General features: G+C 68.8%; 22 protein-coding genes. 9 read left to right on the forward strand and 13 right to left on the reverse strand.

What is annotated here, in order from left to right:
* The first annotated feature begins 54 nt into the window (after positions 1-54).
* Positions 55-1,071 carry a hypothetical protein gene (locus ACVTJA_RS46200; protein WP_465830447.1) on the forward strand — a complete coding sequence of 339 codons (1,017 nt, stop codon included), beginning with the start codon at positions 55-57 and terminating at the stop codon, positions 1,069-1,071.
* A gap of 64 nt (positions 1,072-1,135) precedes the next feature.
* On the opposite strand, the gene ACVTJA_RS46205 is transcribed toward ACVTJA_RS46200, so the two are convergent.
* The 4 genes from ACVTJA_RS46205 to ACVTJA_RS46220 all read right to left on the reverse strand — a co-directional run bounded on the left by ACVTJA_RS46205 (position 1,136) and on the right by ACVTJA_RS46220 (position 6,933).
* Positions 1,136-1,687 (reverse strand): SgcJ/EcaC family oxidoreductase, encoded by a 552-nt coding sequence (locus ACVTJA_RS46205; RefSeq protein ID WP_465830449.1) that lies wholly within the window; start codon positions 1,685-1,687, stop codon positions 1,136-1,138.
* Between the two features lie 174 nt (positions 1,688-1,861).
* The gene (locus ACVTJA_RS46210; protein ID WP_465830451.1) at positions 1,862-3,853 is read right to left on the reverse strand and encodes a S8 family serine peptidase; all 1,992 of its coding nucleotides are present in this window, start codon (positions 3,851-3,853) and stop codon (positions 1,862-1,864) included.
* 285 nt (positions 3,854-4,138) lie between these two features.
* Positions 4,139-5,500 (reverse strand): hypothetical protein, encoded by a 1,362-nt coding sequence (locus ACVTJA_RS46215; protein ID WP_465830453.1) that lies wholly within the window; start codon positions 5,498-5,500, stop codon positions 4,139-4,141.
* On the reverse strand, positions 5,473-6,933 hold the full coding sequence (locus ACVTJA_RS46220; protein ID WP_465830455.1) for a hypothetical protein: 1,461 nt from the start codon (positions 6,931-6,933) through the stop codon (positions 5,473-5,475). The genes ACVTJA_RS46215 and ACVTJA_RS46220 overlap by 28 nt, the downstream gene beginning before the upstream one ends.
* A gap of 96 nt (positions 6,934-7,029) precedes the next feature.
* Here ACVTJA_RS46220 and ACVTJA_RS46225 point away from each other — a divergent pair, with 96 nt between their 5' ends.
* A complete protein-coding gene (locus tag ACVTJA_RS46225) occupies positions 7,030-8,343 on the forward strand; it encodes an aminotransferase class I/II-fold pyridoxal phosphate-dependent enzyme (RefSeq protein ID WP_465830457.1) in 1,314 nt (437 codons plus the stop codon).
* A 35-nt stretch (positions 8,344-8,378) separates the two neighbouring features.
* On the opposite strand, the gene ACVTJA_RS46230 is transcribed toward ACVTJA_RS46225, so the two are convergent.
* Positions 8,379-8,888: a DUF1993 domain-containing protein gene (locus tag ACVTJA_RS46230; RefSeq protein ID WP_465830459.1), complete on the reverse strand. Its 510-nt coding sequence runs from the start codon at positions 8,886-8,888 to the stop codon at positions 8,379-8,381.
* A 266-nt stretch (positions 8,889-9,154) separates the two neighbouring features.
* On the opposite strand from ACVTJA_RS46230, the gene ACVTJA_RS46235 reads away from it, so the two are divergent.
* A complete protein-coding gene (locus tag ACVTJA_RS46235; RefSeq protein WP_465830460.1) occupies positions 9,155-9,418 on the forward strand; it encodes a hypothetical protein in 264 nt (87 codons plus the stop codon).
* A gap of 82 nt (positions 9,419-9,500) precedes the next feature.
* Entirely contained in the window at positions 9,501-10,340 is an 840-nt protein-coding gene (locus ACVTJA_RS46240) for an AraC family transcriptional regulator (RefSeq protein ID WP_465830462.1), read from the forward strand.
* Positions 10,341-10,343: 3 nt separating this feature from the next.
* On the opposite strand, the gene ACVTJA_RS46245 is transcribed toward ACVTJA_RS46240, so the two are convergent.
* From ACVTJA_RS46245 to ACVTJA_RS46255, 3 genes are all read right to left on the reverse strand, one after another.
* Positions 10,344-10,931: a LysE family translocator gene (locus tag ACVTJA_RS46245; protein WP_465830464.1), complete on the reverse strand. Its 588-nt coding sequence runs from the start codon at positions 10,929-10,931 to the stop codon at positions 10,344-10,346.
* Between the two features lie 65 nt (positions 10,932-10,996).
* On the reverse strand, positions 10,997-11,518 hold the full coding sequence (locus ACVTJA_RS46250; RefSeq protein WP_465830466.1) for a hypothetical protein: 522 nt from the start codon (positions 11,516-11,518) through the stop codon (positions 10,997-10,999).
* A 298-nt stretch (positions 11,519-11,816) separates the two neighbouring features.
* Positions 11,817-12,434, reverse strand: coding sequence for a hypothetical protein (locus ACVTJA_RS46255; RefSeq protein WP_465830468.1), 618 nt, complete (start codon positions 12,432-12,434; stop codon positions 11,817-11,819).
* A 183-nt stretch (positions 12,435-12,617) separates the two neighbouring features.
* Between ACVTJA_RS46255 and ACVTJA_RS46260 the strand changes: the two genes are divergently transcribed.
* Positions 12,618-14,849 (forward strand): mucoidy inhibitor MuiA family protein, encoded by a 2,232-nt coding sequence (locus ACVTJA_RS46260; protein WP_465830470.1) that lies wholly within the window; start codon positions 12,618-12,620, stop codon positions 14,847-14,849.
* A 1-nt stretch (position 14,850) separates the two neighbouring features.
* Entirely contained in the window at positions 14,851-16,461 is a 1,611-nt protein-coding gene (locus ACVTJA_RS46265) for a mucoidy inhibitor MuiA family protein (RefSeq protein ID WP_465830471.1), read from the forward strand.
* 26 nt (positions 16,462-16,487) lie between these two features.
* Here ACVTJA_RS46265 and ACVTJA_RS46270 read toward each other — a convergent pair whose 3' ends face one another.
* Positions 16,488-16,916 carry a DoxX family protein gene (locus ACVTJA_RS46270; RefSeq protein ID WP_465830473.1) on the reverse strand — a complete coding sequence of 143 codons (429 nt, stop codon included), beginning with the start codon at positions 16,914-16,916 and terminating at the stop codon, positions 16,488-16,490.
* Positions 16,917-17,035: 119 nt separating this feature from the next.
* Between ACVTJA_RS46270 and ACVTJA_RS46275 the strand changes: the two genes are divergently transcribed.
* A complete protein-coding gene (locus ACVTJA_RS46275; RefSeq protein ID WP_465830475.1) occupies positions 17,036-17,731 on the forward strand; it encodes an RNA polymerase sigma factor in 696 nt (231 codons plus the stop codon).
* A gap of 60 nt (positions 17,732-17,791) precedes the next feature.
* On the opposite strand, the gene ACVTJA_RS46280 is transcribed toward ACVTJA_RS46275, so the two are convergent.
* The 3 genes from ACVTJA_RS46280 to ACVTJA_RS46290 all read right to left on the reverse strand — a co-directional run bounded on the left by ACVTJA_RS46280 (position 17,792) and on the right by ACVTJA_RS46290 (position 21,734).
* Complete coding sequence (locus ACVTJA_RS46280) at positions 17,792-19,036, reverse strand: hypothetical protein (RefSeq protein ID WP_465830477.1); 1,245 nt, start codon at positions 19,034-19,036, stop codon at positions 17,792-17,794.
* A gap of 117 nt (positions 19,037-19,153) precedes the next feature.
* The gene (locus ACVTJA_RS46285) at positions 19,154-20,380 is read right to left on the reverse strand and encodes a hypothetical protein (protein ID WP_465830478.1); all 1,227 of its coding nucleotides are present in this window, start codon (positions 20,378-20,380) and stop codon (positions 19,154-19,156) included.
* A 172-nt stretch (positions 20,381-20,552) separates the two neighbouring features.
* A complete protein-coding gene (locus ACVTJA_RS46290) occupies positions 20,553-21,734 on the reverse strand; it encodes a DUF6068 family protein (protein ID WP_465830480.1) in 1,182 nt (393 codons plus the stop codon).
* Between the two features lie 493 nt (positions 21,735-22,227).
* Between ACVTJA_RS46290 and ACVTJA_RS46295 the strand changes: the two genes are divergently transcribed.
* The gene (locus ACVTJA_RS46295; protein WP_465840677.1) at positions 22,228-23,007 is read left to right on the forward strand and encodes a zinc-dependent metalloprotease; all 780 of its coding nucleotides are present in this window, start codon (positions 22,228-22,230) and stop codon (positions 23,005-23,007) included.
* 30 nt (positions 23,008-23,037) lie between these two features.
* Positions 23,038-23,802 carry a trypsin-like serine peptidase gene (locus ACVTJA_RS46300; RefSeq protein WP_465830482.1) on the forward strand — a complete coding sequence of 255 codons (765 nt, stop codon included), beginning with the start codon at positions 23,038-23,040 and terminating at the stop codon, positions 23,800-23,802.
* 129 nt (positions 23,803-23,931) lie between these two features.
* Here ACVTJA_RS46300 and ACVTJA_RS46305 read toward each other — a convergent pair whose 3' ends face one another.
* Positions 23,932-25,311, reverse strand: a complete 1,380-nt coding sequence (locus ACVTJA_RS46305) for a DUF4785 family immunoglobulin-like domain-containing protein (RefSeq protein ID WP_465830484.1) — start codon at positions 25,309-25,311, stop codon at positions 23,932-23,934.
* Between the last annotated feature and the right edge of the window lies 1 nt (position 25,312).

A 25,312-nucleotide genomic window follows, 5' to 3' on the forward strand; every position in this document is an offset into this window, starting at 1 on the left:
AACCCTTTTGCGCGCTCACGCGTTCGTGTCCTGAGAACACAAAGGGAGCAGGACATGGACGAGCTGATGCGAGCGGGGATGCGGGTGCTGGAGACCACCCACCTCGCGGAGGAAGCGGCCGCGCTCGAGCAGGAGATTGCACGCAACCCGCGCGTGTTCCGGGAGCTCTGGCAGGAGTCGGAGGAGGTGCTGGAGCGGCGCCGGGAGCTGGCGCGTCAGCTTCGCGAGCTGCGGCGTCACGTCCGGCGTTCGCCCCCCGCGGACGCCTCGCGACTGGGACGCATGTTCCGTCGAGTCGGAGGGCTGCGGCAGGCCGCTGGCGGCGCGCGCCCTCCCCTGTCCTGGCGCCTCGCGAGCCAGGCCGAGCGCGCGGTCCGGCTGGCGGAGAACAGCGCGCGCATGGTGGCCTCACGGGCCGGCCTCGTGGGCCAGTGGTTGGCTCGGGCGGGTTCGGTGGTCGGGCGGGCCGCGACGCACGTCGGAAACATCGCGCTCCGGATTCCAGGCGTCCGTCCGGTGGTGGCGGTGGGAGCACGAGTCGCCGGAGCGGCGGGCCCCGTGGTCCGGCCTGTTGCCGCCGTGGTCGGCCGGGCGCTGGGAGCGGTGGGAACCGTCCTGCGTCCCGCCGGTGCGCTGCTGGGCCGGGCGGTGGCGGCGGTGCTGCCCCGTGCCCTGCTCGCGGCGGTGGCCAGCCCGGCGGTGCTCGTCGCGGGAGTGCTCGTGCTCGCCATCGGTCTGGGGCTGCTCTTCGCGTCCGCTGGCGACAGTGAGGGCGAGGTCGCTCGCGGGCCCGACTGTGACTGCAGCCGCGTCAGCTTCGGGTTCCTCACGAAGCCCTACCAGGACCACTGCCGGGGCGTGGAGGCAAAGCTTCGGGCCCTCGACTCGGAGGACAAGCTGGGGCTGAAGACGGGGCCGAACGGCACCCTGGTGGCCGGAGCGTTCTGCGACTCCGTCGCCATGGGCCCCTACGCATGGCCCATCTCAGGAGGTCCCCAGACGCCCCCGCGACGCCCGCCGCCGCCGAAGCCCTGCACGTCCACCTCCGGCCTGGCCCAGCGGTGTGGCTGATGGGCGGCAATCGCGCGGGGACCGGTGAGCCATCCACCGGCACCGCGCCAGAGGCCCGCTGCCGTCAGGGCTTGTCGACCACGGGCTGGGTCGCGGCCGGAGCAGGCGCGGGCGCGGGCTTCACGTCGGTGTTCTGCCCCCCGACGATGAGCCACCGCCCGCGAGTCTTCTTCAACACGTACCGCATCTGGGTTCGCAGCACGCCCGGCGTGGTGGGCTGCACGCCCGGAGGAAGCCCCTTGTAGCCAGTCACGCTGTGCTCCGTGTCGACCACCGCCACGCCTCCGTCGAGGAACTGCACCCTCCGCACCGTCACCTCGCTGTGGCTGCCCTTGAAGAGGGTGTCGAAGACGAAGGCGTGTCGCTTCTCGATTTCGGCGCGGCCATTGAAGATGGTGCCGACGATGTTGATGAACACGGCGTCGTCGACGAAGTCCTTGCTCCAGGCCGCCGCATCCTGGCGGTTCCAGGCCTCGGCCTGCTCGGACACGAGCTTGCGGAGGGCGGCCTCATCCTGCGCGTGCGCTCCGGCTGGCGCCGCATCAGCCAGAGGGGCGAGGGCGAGGGTCAGGAACACGGCGGCAACGGTCACGGCGAAGAAGCGGGCTCGAATCACACGGTCTCCAGGGGAGCCAGGAGCTGCACGCACGCACGGCGGCATGTCCTCGGCTCGAAGGGCAGCATGCCCTTGCTCGGGGACTTCGTACACCGGCGGCTCGGCGCCCGCCTCATGCGAACCGCTTCGATGGCGGCACGGACGACCCGAGGGCCGTCCGCGCCGCCTGACCTGCTACCGGACGATGCTCACCGAGGTGTCATCGATGAAGAAGCTCGTCGCCAGGGACGAATCCTCCGTGCCGTTGAAGTAGACACGGATGGTCTGGCCCTTGTAGGCGGCCAGGTCGAACGTCCGCTGCACCCAGGCCGTGCCCTTGTTCAGGTTGCTGTAGGTGGCCAGCGTCGCCAGCACCGTGCCCGAGCTGTTGCGAACCTGGATGGCCAGCTTGTCGTAGGCCGTCGTGGTCGTCGTCTCCGACGTGGTGATGAGCGTCCAGAAGCTGAGCGTGGCGCTGCACGCCGTGGAGGGGATGGTGATGTCCTGGTACGCGAACTCGGTGCGCGTGGTGCCAGCGCCGTTCAGCCAGGCCTTGTACGTGCCCGTGCGCGGCGCGCTGCCCGACGTGGTGCCGTCGATGACGCCCGTCGAGGTGGTCCAGCCCGTGGCGCCGCTCTCGAAGCCCGCGTTGGCCAGGAGCTGCTCGGAGATGGAGCAGGAGCCCGTGCCGTTGTTCACCGTCACGGACACCGTGGCCGACGTGCCCACGTTGTTCGCCGCGTCATACGCCTTCGTGGTCAGCGCGTAGGTGCCGTTGGCCACCGTCGTCGTGTTCCACGAGAGGCTGTACGGCGCGCTCGTCGCCGTTCCCAACAGCGAGGTGCCCGCGTAGAACTCCACGCGCGAGACGCCCACGTTGTCGGAGGCGCTGGCGCTCAGGCTCGCGGTGCCGCTCAGCGTGGCACCGCCCGTGGGCGAGGTGATGGACGTCGTGGGCGGAGTGGTGTCACTGCCGCCACCGGTGATGAAGAGCGTGTACAGCAGCTTGTTGGGCGAGCCGGTGCCCGGGCTGGTGACCTTGTTCGGCGTGGAGTTGTTCACCAGCGCGTCGCGCACCTGCGCGGGCGTCGCGGTGGGGTTGGCGCTCAGGTAGAGCGCCGCGGCGCCGGCCACGTGCGGCGAGGACATGGACGTGCCGCTCATCGAGGTGCTCGCCGAGTTGCCGGAGTTCGAGGCCGAGGTGATGCTCGAGCCCGGAGCGAAGATGTCCACGCACGTCCCGTAATTGGAGAACGACGAGCGCGCATCGCTGCTGGTGGTGGAGCCCACGGTGATGGCATTGGGCGTGCGGGCCGGCGAGTAGTCGCAGGCGTTGTCGCTGTCGTTACCGGCGGAGACCACCGTCGTGACGCCCGCGGCAATCAGCCGCTCTGTCGCGTCATCGATGGCCGGAATGGCGACATCGCCCAGGCTCATGTTGGCGACCGCGGGCTTGACGTGGTTGGCCGCCACCCAGTCGATGCCCCCGATGACCTGCGCGTCGTTTCCATAGCCCGTGCAGTCGAGCACCCGCACCCCGTGGAGGGTGACCTTCTTCGCCACGCCCCAGGTCGTGCCGCCCACCGTGCCCGACACGTGCGTGCCATGGCCATGGCAGTCCGTGGGGTCGCTGTCGTTGTCGATGAAGTCGTAGCCGTTGCTGGTGCGACCGGTGAACTCGGTATGGGTCAGCCGGATGCCGGTGTCGATGATGTACGCATGCACGCCGGTGCCATCGACGTTGTAGGTGTAGGAGCTGTTGCGCGGCAGGTCGCGCTGGTCGATGCGGTCGATGCCCCAGGTCGCGTTGGTCTGCGTCGCCGACACGTGGAGCAGGCCGTTCTCCTGCACATAGGCCACGCGAGGGTCGGACAGGAGGCGCTGCGCCTCGGCCTCGCTCATGCTCACATGGAAGCCGTGGATGGAGTGCTCATAGGTCCGCAGCACCTTGCCCCCGTTGAGGGACACCAGCTCCTGGGCGATGTTCGCCGCCCCCTGCTGCCGGACCTCCTGCCTGGAGTCGCGCAGCACGACGATGTACTCGTTGGGGACGGCCCGGGCACGGCGAATCATCTGCGCCGAGTTGCCGAGCTGCTCGGGGTCGGACTCCTGCGCCTCCGGCATCGGGCCGCATGCCGCGGCCAGCAGGGAGATGGCACTCACCGCCTGGGTCAGTTTCAGTTTCATTCGGCCTCTCGGGGAACGTGCGGGCACCGGGAGCGGAAGCCCTCGCACAGGCCGTGGAATTAGCTTTTATTGTAAATACGGTCAATCCAGGTTTCGCGGACAGGCCCGCGGCGCGTCAACGTCTGTGCATCAGGGGACTGAGCTCCTCGTAGGGCTGCACCACGACGAAGCCGTCACCCTCGAAGTGCATCTGGAACGCCTCGCCGCTTCCGCGGCCCACCAGCGTCCGGAGGTTGATGTCTGTCTTCAGCGTGGGCTCCAGGTTGCCCGCATGCGTGCCAGATTTCAGACGGAGCGCCGGATGAAGTGCGCCACGAACTGCATGTGGCGAATCATCTTCATGTCGGGAGTGGACGGCGTCACCCACGTCTCCAGGCCGCGCAGCCTGCCGCCCATCAGGTACGGGCAGCACGACAGGCCCGTGCGGCGCTCCACGTGCCCCGCGTCCGTGTACTCCAGCAGGTTGAACTCCCTCGGGCGCACACGCTCCTGGATGACCCAGATGTTGGAGGAGCCATCCACCTCCGCGGGCTCCCGCTCCCTCGCCTCCAGCAACGACGACCACTCCTCGCCGGAGAGGTTGCAGCCGAAGAAGACATCCCGCGCCTGGTGCGAGTCCGTCTTCTTGAGGATGAAGTCTCCCCGGTTACGCCGCACCCACTCGCGCTCGCTCCCGTCCAGCAGCGTCAGCACCCGCGTCCACGGCACCAGCGTGTCCACCGCCTCGTGCTCTTCCGCCGTCATCGTCCCGGGCCGGGCCGCCGGGTCGCTCAGCCACGCCAGGAAGAGCTTGGACTCCAGCAGTGACAGCACCACGGGCACCGTGCAGCCCTTCACCACCGGCGCCAGATGCGCCAGCAGCTCCGCGAACCGCTCCCGGTCCCGGTTCACCGAATAGATGGAACAGGCCCGGTGCAGCCAGGACGGCACATCCGTCCTCAGAGGAGCCAGCGCATCTCCCGCGTAGTGGATGAGGTGCTCGACACGGTGCGGGTTGTCATTGAGCGTGGCCAGCAGCGGAGCCAGCTCCCTGCGCACCGCATCGTCATTCTTCATCACCCAATGCACCTGGCACGGGCTTCCCTCCGCCCACTCCGCGAAGTAGTCGCGCATGCCCGCCAGGGGCCGCCCCGTCGCCAGGTACTCGGACGGCGGAGAGAAGAGCTCGGCCGCCATCGTCCACATGTCGTCCGGCCGCTCCTGTCCGCCGACCGCCGTGTCGAAGTTGGTCTCCACCACCTTCGGCCCGTCCGGCCCCAGCACGATGTCCGGACGCCCGAAGAGAAACCGAGCGGCCCGCTCCGACAGCAGCATCTCCGGCTCCAGCGCCTCACCCTCTCCCAGCACCGGCCAGTCCAGTCGCTGAGCGGCCCCCACGCGCTGCAGCCTCACGTACTCGTCCCACGGCCCGCCCCTCGGGTCCCCCATCATCAGGGCATGCAGCACCTTGCAGTGCGCGCGAAACAGCGCCACCAGCCGCTTCTCGAAGCGCGCCACCGACGAGGCCGCGGACCACACGGGCGCCACCAACGTGTCCGGAGTCTCACGCGCCCAGGCCTTGCTCGAAAGCCGCGCGCGAAAGCCGTCCAGCACGGCCCGCGCGTCAATCGCGGAGTCGACTACGAGCGGATGGAGGATGGGGTCCATGACGGGTCCTCGATGAGCAAGGGGGGCTGCATGAAGCCGCGCCGGCCCACGTTGGTCGTCTCCTCCACGGAGGTGCGGACGATGAGCCCCGCGGGCTCTCCACAGAAGAGGAAGCACGCCAGGGACGTGAAGACCTGCGTGGGCACCTCGCCTTCCAATCGCCGGGTGATGTTCGGCTCGGCCAGGGCCAGCTCCTGCAACACGAAGTCATCACCGGGCGGCTCCGCGCGAGCATCGACCACCAGGCGCGCCCACGCATCGGGCGCCGTGCTCCGGCCGATGACGACGCTGCGCCCCCGCGTGTCCAGCGAGCGCTTGAGCACGTAGCCCTCACGGTGGGCGACCACCTCCGCCATCGCCGCCGCGTCCAGGTGGCGCACCAGCCGCGTGCGCGGGACGATTGCCTCGATGAGGGCGATGTCCTCGCGGCCCAGGTGCTTGTGCAGCAGCGGGCTCCACAGGAAGGCCAGCGCGCTCTTCTGCTCCGTCAGGTACATGCTCGGGAAGGAGTTGATGGCGAGCATCGCCTGGGCCTCATAGGCGTCCAGGTACGCCCGCACCTCCGCCGTCGTGCGGCTGAACGCGCATTCGTACGCATCCGGCCCGCGCGAGTCGTCGTACTTGTTGTACACGAGCGACACCGGCACCTCGCCCAGGTACAGCCGGCCTCCCTCGAAGCGCAAATCCTCCACGAAGCCCCGGACCGCGGTGCAGCCCTGCGCGCGGAACTGCTCGGCGATGTGGTCCAGCTCCGTGTTCATCGTCAGGTAGCGGCTGTTCAGCACCGCCACGTTGCCGACACCTCCGCGCAGGTAACCCGACTTCGCCGCCGAGCCCAGCATGGCGCGCGCGAACGAGCCCGGCCGCTCCAGCGGAGACTGGAGCGGATGCAGCCCCCGCTCCCGCAGCGTCGCCAGCGTCTGGCTGCGCGCCAGCATCTGTCCGAAGTGACAGGCGTACGTCGACGCCGCCGGAGAATGGGTGTTGAGCTCGTAGATGCGGGGCGTCCCGTCCGGCCCCAGCGTGAAGTCATAGCGGCAGTACTGGATGCGCGGCCGGTAGGGCGCTCCCATCCGGATGAGCCGCTCGTGCCGTGGCTCGAACCGGAAGAACTCCCGCACCGCCGGCTCCTCCAGGTACAGGTCGATGACGCGCTCCAGCACATCGAAGAGCTGGCGGAACCGGCTCCCCATCCGCTCGAAGGCGCGCTGCGTGACGACGTAGGGCAACCCGATGAACGGGATGGGCTTCTGCTCCTGCCGGATGCCCTGGGCGTCCAGGTACGCGTCCTGCTGACGCCGGTCCTCCCGCAACACCTCCGCGGGGACCAGCTCGGCGGCCTCGTCCGCGATGAGGTTGTAACCGCCCCGCTGACGCAACGCGCTCATGAGCGCCTGGAACGCCGGGGTGCCGGTGTCGCCCGCTTCGCTCACGTCGACCTCCGAGAAGGAGTTGTGATTTTCAGCCTGTTCTTGAATTACTATTATGTCAATAAAGACTGCTTAAACACGGAAGGCGGATATCCGGCCATGGGAACCATCCAGATTCTCCAGAGCGAGGGCGCAGCCTTCCGGAAGGGAGCGGAGTCCGTTGCCATGTTCGAGCCCCGGCACCGGACGCGGGGGCCTTTCGGGGGCAAGCACCTGGAGCTGCGCGGCGCGCGCGCGGTGGACCTGTCGGGGCTGGACTACCTGGCGCTGGGCTCGGACCCGAAGGTGAAGGCGCTGATGGCGGAGAGCCTCGCCCAGCATGACTGCGGCATTCCCGGCAGCGAGGCCATCATCCAGATGGAGCAGTCCCACGCGCTGGAGGAAGCCCTGGCGCGCTACCACCTGGGCGGGGGCGCGGCCATCACCTTCAGCGCGGGCTACGGCACCAACTTCTCCATCATGGAGGCGCTGGGGCTGAGGACGCACAGCCACTTCATCCGCATGCACCAGGAGGTGGCTCCCATGAGGGCCACCACGGAGGTGCCCACGCTCTTCTTCATGGACGGAGACCTGCACTTCTCCGCGCGCCATGGCATCCGCTTCGCGCGCAAGCTCCAGCCCGAAGCGTGCGCCGCGTACACGTATCGCACCGGCGACGCGGGCCACCTGGAGCAACTGTTGCGTCAGTCCCTGGAGACGCATGGAGACAGGGCGGTGCGCATCATCCTCACGGACACGGTGGAGTCGGCCACCGGCCGCGAGTTCGACATGGCCACGCTGTGCCGGCTGGCGGAGGCCTACGACTGCATGCTCTACGCGGACGAGGCGCACGCGGTGGGGGCGCTCGGCCCCCAGGGGCGCGGCATCACCGCCCAGGTCGCCGGCTTCGAGCGCTACCGGGAGCGGCTGATGCTCATGGGCACGCTCACCAAGGTGTTCTGCCAGCCGGGCGGCTACGTGGTGATGAACGACTCCGGCCTCGCCAGCCTGCTGAAGTTCTGCAGCCCGCAGCACGTCTTCTCCGCGCCCATCGCTCCGTGGATTGCCGCGGCCACGGTGAAGGTGCTGGAGCTGGTGGCCGGCGAGCATGGCGAGCGCCGCCGCGAGCAGGTCCGCCGAGTCTCGCGGCAGGTGCGCGAGCGGCTGGAGCAGGCGGACTTCGAGCTGGTGAGCCACACGGACACGCCCATCCTCGCCATTCCCCTGCGCAACGCACGCGTGGGGACGCAGGTGCTGGAGTTCATGCGGCGCGAGGGCTTCATCATCTCCGTCTTCCAGGGGCCCCTCATGCCCGTGGGGCGCGAGGTGCTACGGCTGGCCATGCGCGCGGACCTGGACGCGGAGGACGTCGAGCGCCTCATCCAGGCGCTCGTGCGCTGCCGGGAGGCGCTGCGTTTCACCGCGCCCGGGTAGGGCTGCGCCCGGGCGCGCTGAGACACGGGAGCGGCTCAGCGCCCGCCGAGGAAGTCCAACTTGCCCAGGTCCACGCCGTTGTGGCGCAGCAGCGCGTACGCCGTCGTGACGTGGAAGAAGAAGTTCGGCAGGGCGTAGTGCTTCAGGTACTGCTCTCCCGAGAACTTCAGCGGCTCGCCTCCGCGCCTCGGCACGCTGACCTGCTTCTCCTCGGTGCCGTCCAGCTTCTCGCGCGGCACCGACTCCAGATAAGCGAGCGTCTTCGCGATGCGCGCCTCGAGCTCGGGCAGGGTGGCCTCGTTGTCCTCGAAGACAGGCGCGTCCGTCCCCGCGAGGCGCGCCACGCAGAACTTCGCCGAGTCACAGGCAATCTGTACCTGGTTCTTGAGGGGCAGCATGTCGGGCGCGAGCCGCACCGTCACCAGCACGTTGGGGTCGAACTTCTTCGCCTCCGCGTGGGCCCGGGCCTTGGCGAGACACTTCGAGAGGTTTCCGAGCATCGAGACAAAGATGGGCACGCTGGCCGAGGACATGGAAATCGTCATGGGGGTCTCCGGAATGGGGGCCCTGCTTTAACTCGCGGAAGTGGGTGGCGCACCGACTTCGGCGCCAGCCGGACCGTTCAGCAGATGGCGACCTTCCCGTACCGGGCGCGCGACTCCGTGGGCGCAACGCAACGCCTGCCGGAGCAGCGGCGCGCAAACGCAGCTTTTTCGCCCCGTCCAAGGCCCTCTCCTCTGAAGCGTCATGGTCCGCGAAATGCACCACGAGGGAGCGGCGAGACCGAGAAGGCCCGCAGGAGGAAACGGCCATGAACAACGCACGGGTTCAGCAGGGCACGCAGGAGCGGATGGAGCGCCTGAAGACGCTTCGGGATGAAATCCGCCTGGACCTCCACCTGGCCGGCATGGATTTGAAGGACCGCTGGCGCGAGCTGGAGCCGAAGGTGCTCGAAGCGGAGCGCCGGGCGGAGGAAGTGGGCGGCAGGGTGCTCGACGAGCTGGTGCAGCGCCTGCTCGCCGTCCGCGAGGCGATGCGCGAGAGAAAGGAGGTGGACCGTAACCGACCTGACTGAACCGCGACGGCCTCCGCTCGACGCGACTCCAGGTCCCAGGGTGCTAACCTGGGCGGAGCAACTCCGAAGCGAGAGGACGCGCGTGGCGAACGATGTGATGGCAGCACAGACCGAGTCCGCCGCCCCGTCATTCTGGCGGGACGACGGACTCCCCTTCATCGAAGGCCGCTCGATTCGGGACGGGCGCAAGGTCTGCTACGCCAAGCACTCCCATGAGACCTTTTCCATCGGGGTCATCACCGGCGGCCGCAGCACCTATCTCAACGGGAAGATGCGCGAACGGGTGGGCGCCGGTGCCGTGGTGGTGATGAACCCCGAGGAGGTCCACGCCTGCAACCCGATTGATGACCAGCCCTGGTCGTATCGCATGCTCTACGTGGATGTGCCCTGGCTCACCACGCTCCAGCGCGACCTGGGCTTCAGCCCCAACCGGGACTTCACCCCGTTCTCGACCCTGCTGACGACCGAGCCCAGGCTCTATGCCGGCTTCAACCGGCTCTACGGCATCCTCACCGATACCCGGGCCGAGCACCTGCACAAGCACAGCGCGGCCATCACCTTCTTCTCGCGCGTTCAGCAGGTCCTGAATCCAGCACCGGGCGTGCCGCGCGACGACAACCAGAAGCTCAAGCGCGCGGCCGACTTCATCCGCGACAACTGCACGCGCGCGCTGAAGCTGGAAGACATCTGCGCGGCGGCGGACCTGTCCCCGTCCTACCTGACGCGCTCATTCAAGCAGCGCTACGGCATGACGCCCCATGCCTATCTGGTCAATCGCCGCATCCAGTACGCACGCACACGCCTCAAGCGCGGCCACATGATTGCCGACGTCGCGCTGGACGCCGGCTTCGCCGACCAGGCGCACTTCCAGCGGGCATTCAAACGCGTCCTCGCCGCGACTCCCGGCCAATACCGGGGATAGGCGTCAGAGCTCGAGCAGGTACAGGGCACTGCCGGCGAGCAACGCCGCCATCAGCCGATTGAACCACCGCACCCACTTCGCCTCGCGCAGGTAGTGGCGCAGGAACGTGCCGGCGTAGGCCCAGCAGGCAATCGAGACGTAGCAGATGGCGAAGTAGATGGCCGAGAACTGCCAGACGCGCAGCGCCTCGCCATGGGCCACGTACGCGCCCATTCCCGCCAGCGAGGCCAGCCACGCTTTCGGATTGAGCCATTGCATGGCCGCGCCATGGAGGAATGAAGGCCCCTGCCCTGCCTTGTCCTCACCCAGCCGTCCATCATCGGCGGCCAGCTTCCAGGCCATGACCAGCAGGAAGCCCACGCCACCCCATTGGATGGCGGTGCGCAACCAGGGCCAGTGATTCAAGAGCTCGTGCAGGCCCAGGCCGGTGAGCACGAGCAGCAGGGTGAAGCCGACGGTGGCGCCCGTGACGTGGCGCATGCTGGCCCGCAGGCCGTACTGGGCCCCGGAGCTCAGGGCCACGAGATTGACCGGACCGGGAGAGATGGACGCGGCGAGCGCGAAGCCCGCCATGGAGAGAAACAGGCTCATGACACGCCAAGGTAGGAACCAGTCCCCCTCGGCGTATTGAAGAAAACTGCCCTCGTCCGACTACCTCACGGCGGCGGCAGGCAGGCGATGCCGGGGAGCGTCGTGCCTCCGGCGAAGCCCTGCTCCAGCACCACATAGCTCAGGAGGTTCCCGCCGTAGTACTGGCCGTAGCACGTCTTGAATTTGAAGTAGCCATACAGCGGGCCGAAGCCGAGCCGGAGCGTCGTACTGTCCAGCACGATGGTGACGTGCGTGCTCGCGCTACCGACAAGATTGTCCACGTAGGCCACGGCGGCGTCGGACGAAAGGAAGGGCCCCTGTATCGAGTTGCAGTCCTTGCGAATCAGACCGTCCGAGCACTGGAAGTACTGCTTCCCGAGCGCCGGACCGAAGCCGAAGTGCGAATGCACCAGGTACTGATTCAGGAACACATGGATGGCGTAGGCGCTACCCGCGCCCGCCACGGCCCAATAGTCGGAGAGGTGCTGGCGGTTCACGAAGGGCCCGTCCTCGCTCTGCGCCGCGGCGCGCTGGGAAAGGAAGAAGGACAGGAACAGGACGGGGAGGTACCGGGTGAGACGTTTCATGCGCGACTCCTCGGTGGGATTCAGCTCCGGCTCGGAGCCACGCGCATACTAGCAAAACACGAATAATCATTAAATCGAACCAAACAAGAATGTCGCCCAACAAGGCTCTCGCGTCCCCGAGAAGGACATGACTCCACCCGAGGCTCGCGAAGTGGATGGTCCCAAGACCATGCCGCTCAAAGGCGAGCAGAGGTTGCGAAGCGGGTTCAGGGTGCTGATGGAGCGCGGGGCTCGGGCGCGGCGCTCGAGAGCCAGGACCGCCACCGCGAGCACCGCGAGCACCAGGGCCAGGTGGCGGCTACGGGACCTCGGGGCTTTTGTAGACGGCAAGGTCTCCGGAGGGCGGAGACACCAGCGTCAGCCACGGACGCGTCGGGAGCGGCAAGTCGACACTGCAGACGCGAATCTGTCGCGTCCGTGCAACCGACTCGAGCCCATCCAGCACCTGCTCCAGGCGCTCACCACTGAAGGGGCAGTACAGGAAGAAGACCGAACCGATGGTGATGTCTCCGGCGAGCCTCGCCGCGTCACCTTCGACCACCGAGAGCCGCGACACATTCAAGCGCTCAGCGAGCTGGCGGGATGCGCGGACGAGCTCCGGCTGAATCTCGATGCCAATCGACGCCGCCCCGCTCAACAGGTGCGTCAGCGCGGCCACCCGTCCAACGCCCGAGCCAACGTCGACGAACACATCACCGGGCCGCACCTCCGCCTGCTCCACCATCCGAAGCACGGCATCCACCGGACACGGCATGTATGGGACGCAGCCGCGCGGCAGCTCGGGACCATCGTCGGGAACCGTGTCGAGCCCCAGGACGAGGTCCAGCCATGCATCGCGCTCGGCCGCGGGCACGTTCGTCAGGGCCGTCCGGAAGATGGATGGGCTCGACTGGCCGTTGGAGAGCAACGAGCGCATCCGCCCGGCACTCTCGCGATGGACCTGTTCCATAAGGCTTCAGCCTACCCGCGCGCGGCCTCCGCGCGCCCGGGGTGTCGGATGACCTGGAACGTAGGAGCAAGCAAGGCAGCGTGCGTCAACCTTGTGGCTGCTGACGGTTCCGGAAGAAAGTGGGCGCCCTACCCCTGACCGGGAGTACCGATGCCCGTCGTGGAATCCCGCATCGACACCGTGACGCTCTACCAGCAGGGCGCGCGGGTGACTCGGCTGCTGTCGCTGGACTGCCCCGAGGGCCGCGCCCCCGGGGAGCTCGAAATCCCCCGCCTGCCGCTGTCGCTGTTCGACCCCACCGTGCGCGTTCGGGTGCTGTCCACCCACGGCGACGGCGCGGACCTCACGGCCACGAACGTGCGCGTGGGCCTCTGGCTGCCGCCCCGCGAGACGCCCCTGGAGACGGTGGACCAGGCCGCGCTGCGCACACTGCGGCAGCAAGCGCGGACGGTGGAGAGCCACATCCGCCAGCGCCAGTGGGAGCTGAACGTCTTCTCCAACATCACCGTGCCCCCGCGCCCGAAGCCCGAGGAGGGCAAGCCCCCACCGGCCTCGCCCCTCGGCGCGCGCATGGCGCTGGAGCAGTTCACCCACGACGGCGCCCAGTCCCGGCTCGCGGAGATGCGCGCCCTCAACGAGCAGCTCCGCAAGCTGCGCGAGGAGGTGGCCGTCCTCGAACAGAAGCTGGCCCAGGCCTCCACCGCGCGACAGGTGACGGCGAGGGACCTCTACAAGTCCGTGCACGTGCAGCTCCGTCACACGGGCGCCGCGCTCTCCCGCGCGAGCCTCGCCGTGGAGTACTTCGTCCCCGGCGCGCGCTGGGCGCCCAGCTACCAGTGCCGCCTGACGCGCGACTGCCGGCAGGTGGAGCTGGTCATGCGCGCCCTCATCGGCCAGCACTCCGGCGAGGACTGGAGCGGCGTGAAGCTGGTGCTCTCCACCGCCGCCCCACTGAGCTGGACGGAGCTGCCCGAGCTGTCCTCCATCCGCATCGGCCGCGCGCAGCCACCGCCTCCCGCGCGCGCGGGCTTCCGGCCGCCGCCGCAGGGCGCCGCCTCGCTCTTCTCCGACTTCGACCGGGACCGGCAGACGCTGCTGCGCGAGCTGCCCACGCCCTCGTCCTTCCCGCTTCCCTCCCTCCACGCGCCCGTGGACCTCGAGAGCCTGGAGCCTCCCGTCCCGTCGGAGCCGGACGTCCACATGAGCGCAGTCGTGGACGACGAAGGGGGCATGGAGAAGGAGCTCGCCGCCCCCGCCATGAAGGTCTACGCGGAGCGGGACGCGATGGAGGAGATGCTCGATGAGCCCGTGGCGGTGGCCGCCGGCCCCATGGCCCCGCCGCCTCCTCCCGCGCCCAGGGCCATGATGCCTGGCTCCGCTTCGGCGCCCATGCGCTCCGTGAGCCGTGGCAGGGAGCTCTCGAAGAAGATGGAGAAGGCGGACCGGGGCGGACCCGCCCAGGGGTATGGCGCCGGGCCCACGCAGGCCGGCCTGGAGGCGGTGGTCTTCACGCACCTGCGGCTCGCCCCCGCGTCGGACGGCACGCACCGCAACCGACTCCAGCCCATGGACGCGCGCCGCTTCTATCTGGAGACCCTGGCGCGCTTCCAGGTGGAGGTGACGTTCGACGTCATGGCCGCAGTGTCCGAGGCGGAGACACGCGCCCAGCGCATGGCCTCCGCGCCACTGCCGGGCGGCACCGCCGACGTGAGGAATGCGTCCAGCCGCTTCGACTTCAGCTACACGGCCGAGGCCACCGTGGACGTCCCCTCGGACGGCGTCTTCCACTCCGTGGCGATGGGCGCGCGCACCGGTGACGCCAGCGTCCTCTACGTGGCCGTGCCGCGCGAGGACTCGAACGTGTACCGGCAGGCCGAGGTGCAGAACCCGCTGCCCGCCCCCATGCTGGCCGGTCCCGCCGAGGTGTACGTGGGCGGCGAGTACGTGCTGTCCACCACCCTGCCCACCGTGGCGCCTCGCGGCAACTTCAAGCTGGGCCTCGGCGTCGAGCAGGCCATCCGCTGCGCGCGCAACACCCGCTTCCGAGAGCAGCGCAGCGGCTCCAAAATCGTGGCGACGACGGAGCTGTGGCACGACGTCGTCATCGACCTGGCCAACAACCTGGACCGGGAAATCACCTGCGAGGTCCGCGAGCGCATTCCCCAGCCCGCGCCCGACGCGGAGGTGGTGGTGGAAGAGGGCGCCGTCACGCCGGCGTGGGAGCCCTATACGCAGCAGGAGCGCGGCAGCAAGACGCTGGAGGGCGGGCGGCGCTGGCGTCTCACCGTGCCGGCCCACCACACCCAGCAGCTCTCCGCGCAGTACGTGGTGAAGCTGTACGCCAACAACGAGCTCGAGGGCGGCAACCGCCGCGAGGCCTGACATGAGCACGGAGATTCAGAAGCAGGGCGTGGAGCGCCAGGAACCCCCGCTGCCCACCGGAGCCACGGCGCTGGACGCACCGGTGCGCGGCGTGACGCTGCTGGAGGACCGCGCCCAGGTGATGCGCCAGGGCACCGTGCGCGTGCGCGCCGGACAGAATCGCATCGTGCTCCCGGGAATCGCGCCGGTGCTGCAGGACGTGTCCCTGCGCGCCGAGGTGCTCTCCGGTCCCGCGCGGGTGGCGGACGCCCGCATCCGCCGGGCCGTGCGCATCCGCACCGCGGACAAGCCGGAGGCGGCTCGCGTCCTGGAGGAGCGGCTGCGCACCCTCCAGCGCGAGTATGGACAGTTGTTCGAGGACCAGCAGCGCAACAGGCTCCGCTTCGAGCGCGTGGGCAACATGCTGGAGCTGGGCGCGGGCGAAATCCCCGAGGACGCCGGCTGGGGCATGGGCACCGCGGCCCAGTGGCAGGACACCTTCGACGCGATGTTCCGCCGGGCCCGCCAGCTCCGCGAGGAGGCGCTCCAGGCCAGCTTCAAGATGGAGCAACTGTCGGAAGAGGCGACCGCGGTGGCGCGGCAGCGGCAGGCCCTGGACCGCGTGGACCATCAGGTGGTGGCGTGGCTGGAGGCGGACCTGCTCGCCAGCGCCGACGGCGAGGTGGAGGTCCGCATCGACTACGTGGTGCCCAATGCCATGTGGCGGCCGCTGCACACGGCGCGGCTGGTGGAGGGCGGACAGGTGCGCTTCACCTCGTCCGCGGCGGTGTGGCAGGCCACTGGCGAGGACTGGAGGGACGTGGACCTCCAGTTCTCCACCGCGCGCTCGTCGCTGGGCATCGAGCCGCCGCTGTTGGGCGATGACCTGCTCACCGTGAAGAAGAAGAACGAGCAGGTGCTGGTGCAGGCGCGCCAGGTGGCGGTGCACAAGCCCGGCCTGGGCAGCGCTCCCGCGAAGGGCGGCGCTCCGTCCACCGTGGACCTGCCGGGCGTGGACGACGGCGGCGAGACGCGAAATCTGAAGGCGCCCGGGAAGAGCACCGTCCCCTCGGATGGGCGGCCCAACGTGGTGCCGCTCTTCACCTTCGAGGACGCGGCGCGCTCGGAGCTGGTGGCCTTCCCGGAGCTGGAGGCCAAGGCATTCCTACGAGCCGTCGCGCGCAACACCTCTCCCAGCCCGGTGCTGGCGGGTCCGGTGGAGTTGCTGCGCGACAACGGCTTCGTGGGCTGGACGCAGACGCTGTTCGTGGCGCCCCAGGAGAAGTTCGAGCTGAGCTTCGGCCCGGACGACGCCATCCGCATCCAGCGCGAGGACAAGAAGCACCGCGAGGAGGTGGACTCGGTGAGCAAGTGGACGGAGCAGACCCTGCACCGGCTCATCTACCTGTCCAACCTGGCCGGCGAGGCGCGCACCGTCACCGTCACCGAGCGCATCCCCGTGGCGGAAATCGAGCACGTGAAGGTGGAGCTGGACACGAAGAAGACCACCGGCGGGCCTGTGCTCGACGAGAATGGCTTCGTCACGTGGAAGGTGGAGCTGCCCGCCAACGGGCACACCACGCTCCACCTGTGGTTCCGGATGTCGATGGCGCCAGGGGTGCAGATCTCCTGAGCGCCCGGCCCGCCGACCGCCCCCCGTCAGCTCGCGTGCCCGTGCGCGGGACGTAGAGCCCCGGACGGGCGGGCCTCGGCCTGGGGTGCGGCTGCCCGCACCTCGGACAGGCGGGCGAGCGTGAAGGCGCCCACGGCCATCACCAGGTCTCGCACCGCGACGTCGAGGAAGTGCCCCGTGGTGAGCAGGCTCAGCGCAATGCCCACCAGCCAGGCGGCGACGACGTACGCGCCGAGGCGCGTCAGCTTCGAGAGGACGAGAACCCCCGCCACGATTTCGATGACACCCACCGCGTGCATGAACGTCGAGGCGGGAACGAGCCGGGCAAGCCAAGGGCTCAGGTACTGCGTCCAGTCCGTCAGCAGATTGAAGAACTTGTCGAGCCCCGCGACAATCGGCACCAGGCCGAATGCAAGCTTCAGGGCCCACCACGACTGATTCAGTCGGCTATCCATTGAGACCTCCAGGGATTGGCAGCAACGCTGCGGGTTCTGCCCATCAGAGTCGCGAGGGGCGCCCGAGGTGACAGCGCGAAAGGCTGTCACCCTTTCACCGGCCAAGGCATCCAATGGGTATGAATCCGAGGAACCTTCCAGACGAAGCGCCAGGCGCAAGTCCGCCCTCCGACGAGGAAATCGCCCTGCGCGTGCGCGAGGGAGAGACGGCACTGTTCGAGGTGCTGATGCGCCGGCACAACCAGCGCGTGTACCGCGCGGTGCGCTCCCTCCTCCAGGACGAGGCCGAGGTCGAGGACGTGATGCAGCAGGCGTACGTCCAGGCGTTCACCCACCTGTCGCAGTTCGAAGGAAGCTCGCGGTTCTCGACATGGCTCATCCGCATCGCGGTGAACGAGGCACTCCAGCGCCTGAGGCACCGCAGCCGGCTGGTCGCCCTCAACGGTGGAGCCCATGGCACTCCGGAGGAAGACATGAAGCTTCTGGAGCGCAACGAGCCCGACCCGGAGCGGCGCGCCTTCGGCCGGGAGCTGGCGCGGCTCCTGGAGCTGACGCTCGACGAGCTGCCAGACATCTACCGCACCGTCTTCATGCTCCGTGAAGTCGAGAAGCTGTCCACGGCGGAGTCCGCCGAGGCGCTATCGGTCAGCGAGGAGGTGGTGAAGACGCGGCTGCACCGCGCCAAGGCGCTCGTCCGCCAGGGGATGGAGTCACGGCTCGACGGCCACTTCGAGGAGGCGTTCACCTTCCAGGCCCCGCGCTGTGACCGGGTGGTTGCCGCCGTGCTCTCCCGCATCGGGGCGAGCCGGCACTGAGAGGATGCGCTCCACGTCGAACACGGCTGCCCAGCAGACTCCAGGTGGCTCACGTGAGGTTCATTTCACGGGAACGGGCGTCGGCTGTTCCGGGACGATGACCGAGACCTTGCCGTCCTCCTGTTGGAGGGTGTGCGTGCTGCCGATGGCGAAGCGCTGGAACTCCTCCACCGTTGCCGGTGAGTACGCGACAGGCGGATGGCCGTCGCCCTGGAAGACCACGCTGTATGTCGCGCCGCGTGCGTTCCGCTCCTTCTCGCCCTTTCGCAGCGCCTTGGCGGGACGCAGCTCGGCGTCCGTCGGCCAGCGTATCTCGAGGGTGTTGCCGGTCGCCTTCACACTCCGGTCATGGGCCCAGCTCCACTCCTTCCAGGAGTACCAGGGCGCATCGCGCGGCACGCTCCGATAGCGGGGCTCCTTCCGGGAGCGTCGCTCGTCGACGTAGCGCGGCTCCTTCCGCGTCTTGGTCACGGAGCAATAGCGGGTGGTGCAGCGCTGCTCTCCCCCGGTACACGTGGTCTTGCACGTGGCGAAGCCGTTCTTGTTGCTCGTGCAGCTCTCTTTGCAGTCTCGGCGCGTGGTGGTGCAGTCCTCGCCGCAGGCTTCTTTGTCTCGGTAGGTCTCGGTGGTGTACCCGGCCTGCTTCCGCTCCGTGTAGTAGACAGTCTCGTAGCCATCGAGCACCTGGTCGTCGTGGTGGTGGCGCGAGCCCAGGGCTTTCACCTGGATGGCGTCTTCGGGGCGATCCTCAGCGAAGCCCTCGTCCTCGACCAACTGGTAGCGCTCCACGGTGACCGTGTGCTCCCAGGTGACTTCCTTGACCTGGAGGGTCCTCGTCCACTCCGGCCCGGCCCGCACCTGCGCGGGTGTCGTCTGTGCAGGCTCCGGCTTCGACTTCTGCGAATTCATCGCCAGGGGACAGCAACACCCGAAGAACGCCACGATCAGGAGCACGTAAGTGCACCCGCGCCGGGACGACGGGCTCGCATTCTGCTGCGCGTTCGACGCTGGGGGCGTGGGCGTGTCTGTTCCCTGCGGCGCCGAGGCACCGCAGTTCTTGCAGCCGCCGTCCAATGCGCGTTGGTCGCTGTCACAATATGCGCACCGCCAGTTGGGGCCGGCGGTGGCCATTCTCAGGAGCGCCTCATCCGTCACCGTCACCGCGGAGGCCGTGTCCTCCGGCATCTCGTACTGCTCACTGCCATCCTTGGCGTTCTTGCAGTGCTGGCACACCATGTAGCGGCCGAGGTTGCGGTGATTGCAACTCGAGCAACGCCAGAACATCTCAATCTGCCGCTCCGACATTCGTGGTTCGACTCCCTGGGCGCACGTCCTGCTGGGCGAGGCCCCTATACCATGCAGCCCACCGGACTTGTTCCGAGGCTCAGTCGTCCAAAGTGGCGGACCCGTTGTCCAGGCGAGTCAGCGCGGGGCGAGCAGATAGGCCCAGGCATCCTTCGTATGGATGCCTCCGACCTCGACGATGCTCGCCGAGTCGACGTCGTACAGCACGAGCCCGCGGGGATACGTGGAAAGGAGGAGCGTCCGCCCATCCGCGCTGATGTCATGCACCTTGCGTAGCGACTCGATGTCAATCTCGCGAGACGCATCGCGCTCGAGGTCGTACTCGAACAGGCGCTCGCCGCCGTCGACGGGGTCGGGGCGCGCCCCGTAGAAGTACACGGTCCGCCTGCGCACGTTCCCAAGGAGGAAGTCACTCGAGACGCACCAGTCCTCGAAGGTGTGGAAGGTGCGCTCCTGGCCGGTGCTCAGGTCGAAGCGCCGGTACGAGCCGGGCTTCATTTCACAACCGTTGTTCTCGGGACGGTCCTCGCCTTCGCGGAAGAAGACCAGCGTGTCCCCCAGCAGCGTGGCGGCCGTCATCTTGCGGCGCTGCTGGCGCAGGGGCGGGCCCATCTTCCACGGCTTCGTGCCGGTCGGGTCGAGGGTGGCGACGCGGACGTCACGCGAGGTCCTCAGAACGTTGCGGAGCTCGCCCGCCGCCGGCGCATAGCAACTGTCCGTCACGCCGGGCGGGAGCACGCGAACACCGACGGGACGAGGGGCAAAGCTCCAGCTCCACCACTGGCACTCGGAACTCCTGGCATGACCGACGAGCACACGTGAGCCGTCCGGAGTGAAGGCCTCGGGGCCCTGGGAGTAGAAGGTCCCGTCGCTGAACCACGCCTCGGGGCGGCCAGGGGAGACCGACAGGACTCCATTGCGGTCGCCCATGATGATGAAGTCGCCCTTCGTCAGGCGTCCGGCCTTGTCGGTGGGCGGGGCGTACTCGCGGCCATCCACGGCCAGGCGGACATGGCCAGACATGATTGACGCCGACACCGCCCAGCGTCCGGTCGGCGGGTGCACGGTCAGGAAGCTGAGGTAGCACTTCTTCCATTCGTGCTCGACCTGGCCCCGCTTCGGGCCCGCGACGAAGCGGGTCTCATCGAGGACACGGCAGTCCGCGAGGGTGCGTGTGCCATCCGGGTCGACGAGGGAGACCTTCCCCTCATCGGCGACAATCACCGGGATGGGCGAGGTGGCGGGCTCGGACTCGGCCCACGCCGAGGTCGCGAACGTGGCGGCCAGTGCGGGTATCAGGAGTGTGGTGCGCAGGATGTCGGTCATGGGGGTGATGACGGACATGTCGCGTCTGTATTTAGAAATACATACTTCCTTCACTTGATGCTCATGATGCTGTTGCCACACGGCTGCACGGGACCCTACGTGCGCCAGGGTTGCATCCAGAAAGACGAAGACCCGGGAAGAGGAACTCCTCTCCCGGGTCCTTCATGTCCGACGCTTCAGGAAGCCCGCGTCACTTCTGGCCCGCGAGCCACGAGCCCCAGCGCACAATCTTCGTGCCGCCCTCGGACTCGCGCTTGCCGCCAGCGACGACGCGCTCGGTGCCGCTGGCGAACGGCTCGAAGCGCGCCTCGTAGGCCAGGCCCGCGAGCCCCGGGGCCCACGGGTCGGCCGCGTAGGTCTGCGTGAAGACGCGCTCGGTGCCCTCGACGTTCTCCGTGCTCTGCTCGGTGAGCGTGGGAACGGTGCGGCCCTCCGCGGTGAAGGTGCCCCGGGTGCCGGACGCGGCGGCGGCCGGAGGCCAGTCCCCCGAGGACAGCACCTCCCAGGGCAGGTTCATCAACCGCTCCTCCAGGGGCTCCGGCTCGGTCTGGGAGAAGTCGGAGCAGGGAGCGGCCTTCGCGTCCTCGACGGGCCCCTCGGTGCGCAGGAGGTAGCCGGCCTCGGCGGCGAAGCACACGCGCTGCACGCCGGGCCCGGGGCCCACGTTCACGTACCGGTCATAGTACGTACCCGGGCCCAGGGGCCGCTCCAGCGCGGGCACGGGAGCGCTGGCCTCCGCCGAGCCCTCGCGGAACTCGCGCAGCTTCAGCGAGAAGCCGCCCGGAATGCGGAAGCCGGCCGTCTCGGTGGTCGACTCGAGCAGGCCGTGGGTGAGGTAGAGCGGGCCCGGCGCGTTGGCGTACACGCTCTCGCGCAGGGGGCCGTCCACGGGACGCTGGTCGCTGACGTAGCGCAGGGCCTCCCACGTCCGGCCGGCGATGGAGGGCGTCTCGGCGGTGGCCTTGCCGGGGTGGGGCACGTCGAGCGGGCGCGTCGTGTCCGCGCGCACGGGCAGCAGCAGGTCCTGCGCCAGCCGCGGCTGGGCCAGGGGCCTGCCGGACGCGTCGGTGTAGGACACGCGCACCCAGACCCAGGGCTGCTGCACGGCGACCACCTCCAGCGTCAATTCGCCGCCGAGCGTCAGCGCGTGGCCGCCACCGCGTGGCTCGGGTCCTCGAGTTGCGGAAAAGGAATAGGTGACACGGTCGCCCACGCGGGCGCGCTTCCAGGCGTCAGCGGCCTGCATGGGGGCGGACTCCTGGGTGTCGGAGGGGGAGCGGCTGCTCGACTTCGTGCTCTCGCAGCCGGGGAGGAAGGACAGGGCCGCGCCCAGCAGCGCGGCGACAGGGAGGTTGGCGTAGCGCATTTGCATATGCGACTGGATACACCGCCGGTTCATTCACGCCTATCCGGGCATCGCTGTTTTCCAGGCAACTTCTGGCGCGATGCACCGAGAATGAATTCATCCGACTGCGGTGCGTCGTGGGCCGTTGACGCACTCCGCCCGGAGGCGTTGCCAGCGTGTCGCGGGGAACCTGGGTCGGGTGTCCGAGACCCCAGGGCGGGTGACCGATTACCAGACGTCACTGTGCTGTTCCGCAACGCCCCGGAGTCCTAAGGGGAATCCGTAGCGCTGACGCCGGCTTCCACCCGCGGATGTCATTTCCATTTACAATCGCGGGTCTGGAACCTGGAGCGCGGGCACTCCAGCTAATGAGCCTAATCTCGTTTTTCTAGTCTATGGGACTGATTGGCCCGTCAATTGCTGATGGGTCCGGGCGCGTCGTGCCGCGGCTGGTGGGAACCAGGCGGACGGCGCATCCCCCGCAGTCAGGTGTCCGAGGAGTCCCCCCATGCTCAAGAACGTGTTCAAGGGTGCTGCTGTCCTGGTGGTGGGTTGTGGCGCGCTGCTGTCCGGCTGCGGTAACGACGCCCAGGACCTCCAGAGCGAGAACGATGAGATTGTGTCCAACCTCGTCGAGGCCGGCTTCCCGAAGGACGACATCATGATCGTCGACGGCGCCGTGTACACGGGCCGCGACGCCCACGTGACGCTCGAGGCGTCCCGCGAGATTCTGGGGAACGACAAGCAGACCCAGGAGCAGTACCGCACGACGAACCTCGTCGGCACCACCGTGACGAAGATCTGCGTCAACCCGACCTCCACGTTCACCAGCTACAGCCGCCTCAGCGCGGGCCTGGACGCGGCCATCCAGAACTACAACCAGCGTGGCCTGCGCATCACCTTCGCGCGTGGCCCCACCACGGGCTGCACCGCGAACATCACCGCGCAGACCTCCTCGGGCGCGGGTGGCTCCGCGGGCTTCCCGTCGGGCGGCAAGCCCTACGGCACCATCAACATCGGCACCGGCCTGCAGAGCTACAGCGCTGACGTGAACGAGCACGTCATCACCCACGAGCTCGGCCACGCCATCGGCTTCCGTCACTCGGACTACTACAACCGCGCCATCAGCTGCGGCGGCTCCGCCTCCAACGAGGGCACCGCCGGCGTGGGCGCCGTCCTCATCCCCGGCACGCCGAGCACGGCGACGGTGGGCGGCTCCATCATGAACTCCTGCTTCCGCTCGACGGAGACGGGCGAGTGGACCAGCTCCGACATCACCGCGCTGGACTACCTGTACTGAGAAATGATGCGTAAGCCCCATGGTTCATTCATGACTCCGTGGGGCCCGCTTCTCGCGGGCACCGCACTGCTCCTGGGCGTCATGGCCTGTGGAGAAGAAGAGGATGCGGTGCCCGTGGAGCCTCCTCGGCTCTGCGAGGAACCTCCGCAGCAGCCGGACGTGAGCAGCCAGGCGCAGTGCGGCGTGCTGCTCGAATTCACTCCCATCAACAGCTACCAGGGCGAGCTCGCCGACATCGTCCAGGACCGGGAGGGCTCCGTCGTCCTGATTGACGGGCGGTGCACCGGTACGCTGATTCAAGCGAGCGCGGGGCCGGTGGTGCTGACCGCGGGCCACTGTGTCGGGCTCGGAGACCGGTCGCTGCTGGTCTTCAACTTCGAGGACTCCGCCGACGGCGACCCGCTCATCACCGAGGGAACCGTCATCGAGCAATCGGACGCGCCGGACTACGCGCTCATCCAGCTCGACAAGCTCCCGGAGGCAGTCGCTCCGGTGCTGCTGACGTCCCAGACCACCGAGCGCCTGGCCATCATCCAGCATCCCCGGGGCAAGCCCAAGGTCATCGCCGAGGGCAATTACGCCGCTTCGTGCAACCAGCTCATCTACTACACGAGCCTGGACACCCTCGTCGGCAGCTCCGGCGCGGGCGTGCTGAACCACCAGGGCTACGTGGTGGGCGTCCACACCGACGGCGACTGCACCTATCAAGGCCTCGGCACCAACCACGGCGCGACGGCGCAGGCGATTGTCGACGCGTCCCCGTACCTGCGGGCCGAGGACATCGCCGAGCGCTGAGGACGCGCTGACGTCCCGCCTGGCACGGGTGTTCCGCTTCAGGGCCGGGCGCTCCTTCGTGGCCCCGCTGATGAGAAGCACGGAGACACGGGGGCCCCCTTCTCCGGGCCCCCGCTTCCGGCGACTCGACTACGGCACGAGGTTGAACTCACCCTCGCGCAGCAGATGCTCGATGGCGGGCGTCACCTTCGCCTCCGCGAGCTCCGCCACGCGCACCGCGGGGAAGCGTACGCCGACCCCCTGGTTCAGCCGGTGGTACAGCGTGTTCGTCCCCAATGAGTAGAGCTGCAGGCCGCGCAGCGCATACACGCCGTCCAGCTTCGACAGGCCCGCGTGCCCCGCCTCGAAGCGCAGCGTCAGGGTGTGCGTCCCCGCGCCGAGCTGGTCCGTCACCTGCGCCTCGGCCACCGGACGCTCCACGCCCTTCGCGTCCGTGGCCACCAGCGTGCCGGTGACTTCGTACCTGTCGAGCGCCGCGCTCTCCAGCACCACGTCCACCTCCAGCGTGGCCACCTTCCCGGCCGCGTCACGCACCAGCCGCGCGCGTCCTGCCGAGTCGATGCGCGCCGTCGGCACCGCGAAGCCGAAGGACGTCTGCGCCAGCCGGTCGAAGGCCTGCCCACCCGCCGAGCCCACCGCGCGCACCTCCAGCACCCATGCGCCCGGCTCGTCCTTCTCGCTCATCGCCCGCGACACCATCGCCCGGTGCTCGCCGCCCACCTTCACCACCGGCACCACGCGGTCCTTCTCGAAGCGCGGCGTGTAGAGCACGGCCTCGTAGCGCACGTGGTCCACCTTGTCGGCGGACTGGAGCGCCACCGTCACGTAGCCGTCGTCGCCGGGGAAGAGCTGCATCGCGGACGAGGTGAGCGACAGCTCGATGCTCGACGACGGCTGACGCACCTCCACCGCCAGACCCAGCTCCGCTGCCTTGCGGCCCACCTGCACCTGGTACTGGCCACGCCCCATCTCCTTGTCGAGGCGCAGCATGGAGATGGGCTTCGCAATCCCCGCGGACTCGAGGCGCTTGGGGTCCACGCCGAGCTGCGCGTTGCCCTGCCGCGCCGCGCGCACGTCCGCGCGGACGCCCTTCGCGTCCAGCATCGTCACCTCGCGCAGGGCCTCCTCGCCGGCCTTCGGGTTGTTGCCCTTGGGAATCAGCATCACCCACGCGTCGTCCGGCGTGTCGATGGGCAGCGCGAGCTGCGTGGCCGCCGAGCCCGGCGCCACGTGCAGCACCGTGGACTTCGAGCGGCGCGTCTCCGGTGCGAGCGGCGCCGCCAGCGGCTGCTTCGGCGACGACGGGTTGGACACCGACACGAGCCCGGGGCCGATGCCCTCGCTCGCGTCACGCGCGAACAGCCTGCCGGGAGCCACGTCTCCGGCGGAGAGAGAGGCACCCGCGGTGCGTTGCATGTCGGCGGCCATGGCGGGCCCCTGCGTGAAACCGAGAATGGCGGCGGCCAGCGCGACGCCAGCGGACCGGATGAAGAAGTGAGGGAAGTTCATG

It is taken from the genome of Pyxidicoccus sp. M6 (assembly GCF_055568925.1).